Origin of the sequence: Hydrocoleum sp. CS-953 (assembly GCF_002260545.1) — a bacterium.
In the GTDB taxonomy this organism is placed as follows: domain Bacteria; phylum Cyanobacteriota; class Cyanobacteriia; order Cyanobacteriales; family Microcoleaceae; genus Trichodesmium.
In genome coordinates, this window is sequence record NZ_LGSU01000060.1 from 1 (window position 1) to 1,787 (window position 1,787).

At 36.4% G+C, this 1,787-nt stretch carries 1 pseudogene; it reads left to right on the plus strand.

Annotated elements, in window-relative coordinates:
* Window positions 1-1,013: 1,013 nt before the first annotated feature.
* Window positions 1,014-1,320, plus strand: a pseudogene (locus AFK68_RS43885) (DUF928 domain-containing protein); the annotation flags it as partial.
* Window positions 1,321-1,787 lie beyond the last annotated feature (467 nt).

Consider the following 1,787-nt stretch of genomic DNA (forward strand, 5'->3'; position numbering starts at 1 on the left):
GCATGGGAGAATCTACCAGGATTTCTCAAAGATTTATTGTAATGGCTGTGTTAATAAATTGTCAATAGCTATAGCAAACAGGACAATAGGAAAACCGCACACCCTAGCCCGGCTTTCCCATACAACGCTCCCCTAATAGCTGCCGCACTTGCTCCGCCTTTTCGTATAGGGAATGCTCCGCTTTCCATGTCGGCGACAGCCGTTAACGCGCGTTGTGCGCTAGCTAAACGGGAGAGCGCGGGACTTCCCGCCGGGGAAGTTAAAGAAGGTTTTGAGTTAACTTTTGACCTAATTTGTAACCATTCAGCGGTTAGCTGAATCTTCAGTAATCCATAATAATTATGGTGCTGGTTTATCGTAATAGTCGTACATTGTAATTATTTTTTTTACAAGACATGGTAGTGGGAAAATCTTGCTCCCCTGATAGATATTCCTGCTTCCTGTATACCATTACTATGCAAGACTACCATAATTATTACTTATAAACATTGTGGTTTTTACTTAAATTTGCCTTGTTTTGAACTTAGATATAAATTTTTCAGAGAATTTTAATATTTTTTGAGAATTATATTTTTTTTGATATCATTAAGAAGTATTAAGTACCAATTACTTTTTATGAATGAACTACAGATGCTTTTGGAGAAAAGAACACTAGAAAGTGTTATTATTGCAATAGTTATTGGAGGGGGCATAAGTTACCCGGCTTATAGTCAACCCCAAGCCAAAAATCAACAGTTCTCACTCCCTTTAAATGTTAGTATCAACTTCAATCCACCAAATGATGATGTTCCAAAAGGAACGGTAAGTGGTGGTACTCGCGGTCAGGTCAGATTTAGCGCGGGAGGTTCTACACCTAAAAGTTCAATAGGTGGCGGTACTCGTGGCAACGTAACATTTGCCTCTCCGGGAAAATCAACTCCTAAAAGTTCAACAGGTGGCGGTACTCGTGGCAACGTAACATTTGCATCTCCAGGAAAATCAACTCCTAAAAGTTCAACAGGTGGCGGTACTCNAAGTTCAACAGGTGGCGGTACTCGTGGCAACGTAACATTTGCATCTCCAGGAAAATCAACTCCTAAAAGTTCAACAGGTGGCGGTACTCGTGGCAACGTAACATTTGCCTCTCCAGGAAAATCAACTCCTAAAGGTTCAACAGGTGGCGGTACTCGCGATGGTATTAACTCAGGAAACAATATTTCTAATTCTAATATTCTGATACCATTAACACCAGAAACTAATTACGGCCAAACTGTATCTGCACGTCCAACAATTTTTGTCTATATTCCTGAAATGTCTACACGGAGCGATCGCTCACTATAGATTAAAATTACATTTTACTCTAATCTAGACTAGACATCTCCAATTATCAAAAATAAAATCACTTTATATGATTTACATGATGTACCGACATTTAAAATGCTAGGAATAAACTTTGGATTGAGTGAATAAACTGCAAATAATATCTTTCATTATTGGATAGATATATTACTTTTCGGCGGCTTTTTCAGAATTGTAANAATCTAGACTAGACATCTCCAATTATCAAAAATAAAATCACTTTATATGATTTACATGATGTACCGACATTTAAAATGCTAGGAATAAACTTTGGATTGAGTGAATAAACTGCAAATAATATCTTTCATTATTGGATAGATATATTACAATGATTATTACCAGGTAGTTTATTAGAATAATTCCGTGGAAAAGAAAATAAATATTTATGGATACAGGAAATTTTAATAGAACAAAAATTAATTGTAGATAGTATAGAACAGAATATATAT